This is a genomic window from Arthrobacter sp. 05L45_2 (genome assembly GCF_056397525.1).
Map to the genome: position 1 here is coordinate 1 of NZ_JBFTNO010000255.1, position 6,811 is coordinate 6,811.

The following is a 6,811-nucleotide window of genomic DNA, read 5'->3' on the forward strand; positions in this document are numbered from 1 at the left end:
GAGTTAGGCAATCCACTCAAGAGCGCCAACTTCGGAGAAGTTGGCGTGCTTCATACGGTACAGCAGTTGGGACTCAATGTCACATTCAGATCACGGCGTGTCACAGAAATGCGAGTGGTCCCTCGGGTTGGCTAAAGCCAGCCCAGCGGGTCAACGACTTCCCCATTAACCATCACCTCGAAGTGGAGGTGGCAGCCGGTGGAGGCGCCGGTGGTCCCGCTCATCGCCACGACATCTCCGCGTGAGACCTGCTGGCCTACGTGGACGTTGGATGACGACAAGTGGTTGTACGTGGTCTCCAGGCCATTGCCATGGTCGATCACGATGCGGTTGCCGCCCCCGTAGGGGTGCCAACCGGAAAAGGTAACGGTGCCGCTCGCAGCGGCGTGCACGGCCGTGCCGCACTGGGCGACATAGTCCTGGCCGCGGTGGAACTCGCCGACGGCCCCGGTGATGGGGCTGATGCGGTAGCCGAAGGGTGAAGCGGTGACCATCACGTCCAGCGGCGCGCCCAGGCTGCCTGCCGACGCTGCCCGGGTGATGGAGCCGGCCGACTGTGCGCTGAGCAGCTGCTTGAGCTTGCTGTCCGGATCGCCCTTGGTGGTCACGGCGGTGCGGTTGAAGTTGATCGCGGCCGCTGCGGCCTTGACTTCCGGCTGTGCCGCGGCGGAAACGGAGCCGGACCGGGCCGTGTCGGTGGCCATCGCGGGGCCGGTGGCCGGCACGGCAACGGTGAGCACCAGACCGGTGGCAGCCAGGGCAATGCCCGCCTTCTGCCCGACGCCGCTGACGGCGGCAAAGTCGGTCACCTGCCGGAACGGGCTGCGCCTGCCGCGGCGTTCGTCGCGGCGCGCATCGCGCGGGCGCTCGTCGTGTACGACGGCGGCCGGGCGCGGCTCCGGAGCGGGACCGGTCGCACGACGGCGGCCCCTGACGGTCTGGATGGTCAAGAAGGTTCCTCTCTGGAAAGCCTGCGAAGTTAGCTGTCGGATTCGGGTCAGAGAGTTCAAAGACCCGGTCCGCCGGTGCAAGCATTCAGGCGCAGGGGTGTCCAGGGACATTCCTGCGAAAGCGCTTGCCGCTAGCGGACTTCACCCCAAGGCTGCTGGTTCAGCAGCCGTTAGTGGTTCCCCCGCCTCTGCCAGAAAGGTGAATCGCCTACTGATCCGCTGGCAGAGCTCGGCTCCGGATCAGATAACGCTTGTGTATCGGTGCTAGTCATCAACTATAGGCGATTAAGGGACACGGTAATAATTCCGTTATCCGGCCTGTGCATAACTATCCGGCGTCCCCGCGGGCGTCCGAGGGGACGAAGTTACCCCAGCGTAACGAAGACGTGGGCCGCGACCTCGGGGGGCAGTTCGAGGGCCCCTTCGATGTCCGGAACACGCACCGAGATGTACTCCCCTACCCGTTCCAGCGATACCCGGGCGCCGGGACGGATTCCGCCTTCATCGAGCTGGACCAGCAGCTCCGGCTCCACCTGGATGGGCTCGGCCAGGCGGCTGACGGTGATCCGCGAGTCGGCACCGTAGCCTGCCATGGCGTCAAGGAGGTTGACCACTCCACTTCCGCGCTCGGGCGCCGGGAGGCCGCCGAGGTCGGCAAGTCCGGGGATCGGGTTTCCGTAGGGGGACACGGTGGGGTGGTCCAGCATTTCGAAGATCCGGCGCTCGACGCGCTCACTCATCACGTGCTCCCACCGGCACGCTTCCTCGTGGACGTAGGCCCAGTCCAGGCCGATGACATCGGCGAGSAGGCGTTCGGCSAGRCGGTGCTTGCGCATRACCYCGATKGCRCGTTTCCGTCCSGTTTCCGTCAGTTCAAGGTGCCGGTCGCCGGAAACAACCACCAGGCCGTCGCGCTCCATGCGGCCAACGGTCTGGGATACGGTGGGGCCGGAGTGGCGGAGACGTTCGGCGATGCGGGCGCGGAGGGCGACGATGTTCTCTTCTTCAAGTTCCAGGATGGTCCGGAGATACATCTCGGTGGTATCGATCAGATCCGTCATTCAGCTCAGCTCCTCGAGCGCCGTCCTTGCGTCTTTCCCACCGTACAGCCTGCAGGATGCGCCCTGGCTGGATCCGGCGTACGTCACGCTCAGCCTAGCCTATTTTGAATTACTCCGGATAATTCAGCGTCCGGCGGGCGGCAGTTGCGGCCCTCCCCACCGCCGCGTCTCAGTGACCGGACTATGACGGGACATTTTCCCGCCCGCGCAGGGCCGTCGGGCAGAATAAATAGCGTCATGGCCGCCCCGGCGCCGGACCCGCCCAGCCACGCCACGCACCCAGCCGACAATTGGAGCCACTGTGAGCGACACCAGCATCACTATCCCCGCGAACCTGCTGCCCCAGGACGGCCGGTTTGGCGCCGGTCCCTCGAAGGTCCGGCCGGAACAGATCGAGGCCCTCACCGCGGCGTCGGCTAAGTTGCTGGGCACCTCGCACCGCCAGGCGCCCGTGAAGGACCTCGTTGGCTCGGTCCGGAGCGGCCTCAGCGAGTTCTTCCGCGCCCCCGACGGCTACGAGGTGATCCTTGGCGTCGGCGGTTCCACCGCGTTCTGGGACATCGCCAGCTTCGGCCTGGTAGAGAACAAGGCGCAGCACCTCTCGTTCGGCGAGTTCGGTTCGAAGTTCGCCGCTGCCACGAACAAGGCCCCTTTCCTGGCCGAATCGTCGATCATCACCTCGGCGCCCGGCACCCGCCCCGAACCGCAGGCCGAGGCCGGCGTCGACGTCTACGCCTGGCCGCAGAACGAGACCTCCACCGGGGTCGCGGCGCCGGTCAAGCGCGTGTCCGGAGTGGACGGGGACGCGCTGGTCCTGGTGGACGCCACGTCCGCGGCCGGCGGCCTGGACGTTGACGTCGCCGAGGCCGATGTCTACTACTTTGCCCCGCAGAAGAACTTCGCCTCCGACGGCGGTCTTTGGCTTGGGCTGTTCTCCCCCGCCGCGCTGGAGCGCGCCGCCCGGATCAAGGCCGGCGGTCGCTGGATCCCGGACTTCCTGGACCTCCAGACGGCGATCGATAACTCCCGGCTCAACCAGACCTACAACACACCCGCGCTTGCCACGCTGGTGACCCTGGACGCCCAGGTGCGGTGGCTGAACAGCAACGGCGGGCTCGACTTCGCCGCCGGACGGACCGCCGAATCGGCCGGGCGCATCTACCGCTGGGCCGAGGAGTCGCCATACGCCACACCGTTTGTGGCCCGCGCCGAAGACCGCTCCAACGTCATCGCCACCATCGACTTCGACGACTCGATCGACGCCTCCGCCGTTGCCAAGGTGCTGCGCGCCAACGGCATCGTGGACACGGAGCCGTACCGCAAGCTGGGCCGCAACCAGTTGCGCATTGCCACGTTCGTGGCGATCGAGCCCKACGACGTTTCCGCTCTGCTCGCCTGCATCGACTACGTCGTGGGAGAGCTCAAGAAGTAGCTCCGGCGTCCTCCTGCGGGAAGCGTCAGCGCTCGACGGCGTCGTCCGGGTCTTCCACCCCGGCGGTGCCGTCCGTCGTTGACCGACCAGGGACAACCTGGAAGTAGCGCAGCCCGCGGGCGCGCCGGTTGAACGCGATGCGCAGGTGCTTGGCCCGGACAATCCACACCATGCATCACCGGGTCCGTGGTGGTCTGTACGTAGCCGTTGGCGCTGGTCATCATGGTGATGGCAAACAGCCCCACCGGAACCAGAGCCACACCGAACCAGAAGTAGTCCGGCGCCAGGGCGGCCAGGCCCGACGTCACCCCGAAGGCGCCGGCCGCACCGAAGATCACCCGCATCCTGGGCCGGCCGCGCCCGGCAGAGAGCAGCGCGCCGGCCACGGATCCGATGGCCATGATCGAGTTCATCAGGCCGAAGGCACCGGCATCGAGGCCGAATTCGGTGCCGACCATCGCGGCGATAAAGAGGACAAAGTTCAGTCCGAGCGTCCCCACAATGAACACGGCCACCAGCACCACCACAATGTCGGGCCGGAARCGSACGTASCGCAGGCCCTCGCGGATCCGGCCCTTCCCGGCCGGCGCCCGCGGCAACTGCCGCAGCGAGTCCGCGGGAATCTTGGCCAGGCTCAGGAGCAGCGCCAGGAAGGTCACGGTGTTGACCAGGAAGACCCAGCCCGGGCCGATGGCTACGGTGAGCAGCCCGGCGACGGCCGGCCCGATCATCCGGGCTACGTTGAACGAGGCGCTGTTGAGGGCGACGGCGTTGGGCAGGTAGTCGTCGCGGACCAGTTCGGAGACGAACGTCTGGCGGACCGGGGCATCGAAGGCGGAGACGACGCCCAGCAGCAGGGCGAAAATATAGACGTGCCACAGCTGGGCGGCCCCGGACAGCACGAGGGCCCCAAGAGCGGCGCTCAGGAGAGCCATGGCGGACTGTGTCAGGACCAGGAGCTGCCGGCGGTTGAAGCGGTCGGCGGCGAGCCCGGCCACGGGCGCGAGGAACAGCTGGGGCCCCAGCTGCAGCGCCATGGTGATGCCCATGGCCCCGGCGTCCTGGTGGCTGAGATGGTCAAAGACCAGCCAGTCCTGCGCGGTGCGTTGCATCCAGGTCCCGATGTTCGAGACCAGGGCGCCGATGAACCAAATACGGTAGTTCAGGATGTGCAGCGATTTGAAGGTGGACCTCATGTCCTGGCCTTCCGCTGCGCTACCCCGAACGGTTCCAAGCTGTTAGTCGGCCTCTACAGTGGAATCGTCGGAAGGTCCGTCCACGGCAGGTTCGTCGCCGGAGGTTACGGCCTCGTCCGGATCCCCGTCGGGGGTCCCGGCGTCGGAGGTTGCGGCATCGTCGTCAGCGGTATCCCGCGGCGCGTCCGCGGCGGGGGCATCCCCGGCGGGGGCATCGGCGTCGTCGTCCTGCTGGGCGTCCTCCGGCCGCACGCGTTCAGCCCACGGCACCCATTCCGGGGCGAGGATGGAGTCCTCGGAGGGCAGCAGGCCCAACTCGTCCACGGTCACCACTTTGGAGCGCGAATTGCGGGTCAGGACCGCGTACCACTGCCAGCCGCCGTACCCGGGAAGTTTCGACTCGAAGAGGTGGGTCACCAGCCGGTCGCCTTCGCTCTTGGCGCCGAGGTGTTCCCCGATTTGCTCCGCCGGGGCGATGCCTTCCACTGCGGCGCGGGCGACGTCGATCGAGGCGGCCAGGAATGCATCCGGCTTGCCGGTGCGCCATGCGGGCACACCGTAGCGCGGCTTGGACCCTGCCTTGGCGCCGGCGGCGGCACCGGCCGTCACGGCGGCGTTCTGCTCAGGTTCCGGAGTCATCGCAGGGCCTTAAGCGTCGAGCTCGTCGGCGACTTTGCGCAATGCGGCGGCAATGGCCTTGGCCTTGTTGCCTTCCGGGTACTTGCCCGCGGACAGCGTGCCGGACAGGTTGTCCAGCACACTGACGAGGTCCTGCACCAGCGGGGCCAGATCCTTCGCGCTGGGCCGTTTGGCCTTCGCGATCGAGGGGGTCTTGTCCAGCACCCGCAGGCCCAGGGCCTGGGCTCCCTTGCGGCCGTCGGCTACGCCAAACTCCACCCGGGTTCCGGCCTTAAGCTCAGTAACGCCCTCGGGCAGCGCTGACTTGGGCAGGAAGACCTCCTGGCCGTCCTCGCCTGCGAGGAAACCGAAACCTTTTTCCTTGTCATACCACTTGACCTTGCCGGTGGGCACGTAATCAACCTTCTTCGTTCTACGGGGACGCGGCCGGCAGTCAGCGCGTCCGCATGGTTATGCGGGTTCAGGGTGTGACTGCCCGGACCGTGTTGGTCTGTTCCCCCAAGGTTATCCTGCCTTGGCCATTTTGACGGTTTGAGGCACGGGCGAAGCCGGGCTGTTAGCGTTGGCTCCATGACTGAACAGCGCTTCCGGCGGCCCCTCTTTCTTCTTGCAGCCGCCGTTGCCRCGCTCTCTCTGGCCGCCGTCGGGACCGTTATGGTCATGGCCTTGAATAACACCGTGGCCCCAGCCTGGATCACCTCCGCCGCACTTTACGGGCTGCCGGTGGCCTTCCTGCTGATGCTCATCCTGGTGGTCGACGCCGTCGCGGCCCGGCGCCGCGCGCCCGGGCACGGCGAAAGGTAGCGTTGGACTGATGTCCCTCATCCGCGCGCTCAGCAAGGAACTGCAGGCACGCAGCGACGACTCGTTGCGTGTGTTGTTCTCCGCGCGGCCTGACCTGATGTCCCCTGCTGTTCCCGATTTCTCCGCCCTTGCGGCCCGTGCCAGCGGCCGGGTCAGCGTGCAGCGGGCGCTGGAGCGCCTGAACCGTCCGCAGATGCAGGTCCTCGAGACCCTCCACCTGTGCACCAACACTGACACCGGGCAGAGCGCGTCCGCCGCGGCGCTCAAGAGGCTCATCAACGGTTCCACCGTCACCGCCCTGGACCGGCTGCTCCACTCCCTGCAGGACCTGGCCCTGGTGCAGCGCGCCGAGCCCCCGCACGGCTCAAGCGCGGCCACCGCCCGGCAGCGCCATTACCTTCCCGTCGGCAGCCTCAAGGACGTCGTCGGCATCTACCCGGCCGGGCTGGGCAGGAGCTACACCGAGCTCGTCCGCCTCCAGCCTGCCTTCGCCCAGCGCGTGGTGCAGCTGGTGGGCGAACTGCACCATACGGGAGCCGCCATCAGCCCGGCGTCCACTCCGATGGAGGCAGCGCTGTCGCTCCAGCACTGGACAGCCTCGCCGGAAGCACTGCACACCCTCCTCGCCACCGCTCCGGAACGCACAGCGGCGTTGCTGGCCCGCTTCGGGAACTGGGCCATGGGGGCCGTACCGCAGGCGCAGCGCCGCGCGTCCGTACTCAACGAGGG

At 67.4% G+C, this 6,811-nt stretch carries 7 protein-coding genes, 1 pseudogene and 1 riboswitch; of the genes and pseudogenes, 3 read left to right on the top strand and 5 right to left on the bottom strand.

All coding sequences use genetic code 11. The features are described from left to right. Positions 1-131: 131 nt before the first annotated feature. Together AC1DHD_RS14945 and AC1DHD_RS14950 are read right to left on the bottom strand one after the other, a co-directional pair. Positions 132-950, bottom strand: coding sequence for a M23 family metallopeptidase (locus AC1DHD_RS14945; protein ID WP_476880471.1), 819 nt, complete (start codon positions 948-950; stop codon positions 132-134). 3 nt (positions 951-953) lie between these two features. Then, positions 954-1,170, bottom strand: a riboswitch (cyclic di-AMP (ydaO/yuaA leader). A gap of 145 nt (positions 1,171-1,315) precedes the next feature. Then, entirely contained in the window at positions 1,316-2,011 is a 696-nt protein-coding gene (locus AC1DHD_RS14950; protein ID WP_476880472.1) for an iron-dependent transcriptional repressor DtxR, read from the bottom strand. 301 nt (positions 2,012-2,312) lie between these two features. On the opposite strand from AC1DHD_RS14950, the gene serC reads away from it, so the two are divergent. After that, entirely contained in the window at positions 2,313-3,443 is a 1,131-nt protein-coding gene (gene serC / locus AC1DHD_RS14955) for a phosphoserine transaminase (RefSeq protein ID WP_476880473.1), read from the top strand. Here serC and AC1DHD_RS14960 read toward each other — a convergent pair. Genes AC1DHD_RS14960 through AC1DHD_RS14970 form a run of 3 tightly spaced genes read right to left on the bottom strand, consistent with a single transcriptional unit; the run spans position 3,416 to position 5,671 of the window. Beyond that, positions 3,416-4,639: an MFS transporter gene (locus tag AC1DHD_RS14960; RefSeq protein WP_476880474.1), complete on the bottom strand. Its 1,224-nt coding sequence runs from the start codon at positions 4,637-4,639 to the stop codon at positions 3,416-3,418. The two genes, serC and AC1DHD_RS14960, sit on opposite strands and share 28 nt — an antisense overlap. 42 nt (positions 4,640-4,681) lie before the next feature. Next, complete coding sequence (locus AC1DHD_RS14965) at positions 4,682-5,278, bottom strand: DUF3027 domain-containing protein (RefSeq protein ID WP_476880475.1); 597 nt, start codon at positions 5,276-5,278, stop codon at positions 4,682-4,684. Between the two features lie 9 nt (positions 5,279-5,287). After that, positions 5,288-5,671 (bottom strand): cold-shock protein, encoded by a 384-nt coding sequence (locus AC1DHD_RS14970; protein WP_138770163.1) that lies wholly within the window; start codon positions 5,669-5,671, stop codon positions 5,288-5,290. A 177-nt stretch (positions 5,672-5,848) separates the two neighbouring features. Here AC1DHD_RS14970 and AC1DHD_RS14975 point away from each other — a divergent pair, with 177 nt between their 5' ends. Both AC1DHD_RS14975 and AC1DHD_RS14980 read left to right on the top strand, forming a co-directional pair. Continuing rightward, positions 5,849-6,082 carry a hypothetical protein gene (locus AC1DHD_RS14975; RefSeq protein WP_476880476.1) on the top strand — a complete coding sequence of 78 codons (234 nt, stop codon included), beginning with the start codon at positions 5,849-5,851 and terminating at the stop codon, positions 6,080-6,082. Between the two features lie 10 nt (positions 6,083-6,092). Continuing rightward, positions 6,093-6,811, top strand: a pseudogene (locus AC1DHD_RS14980) (helicase-associated domain-containing protein); the annotation flags it as partial.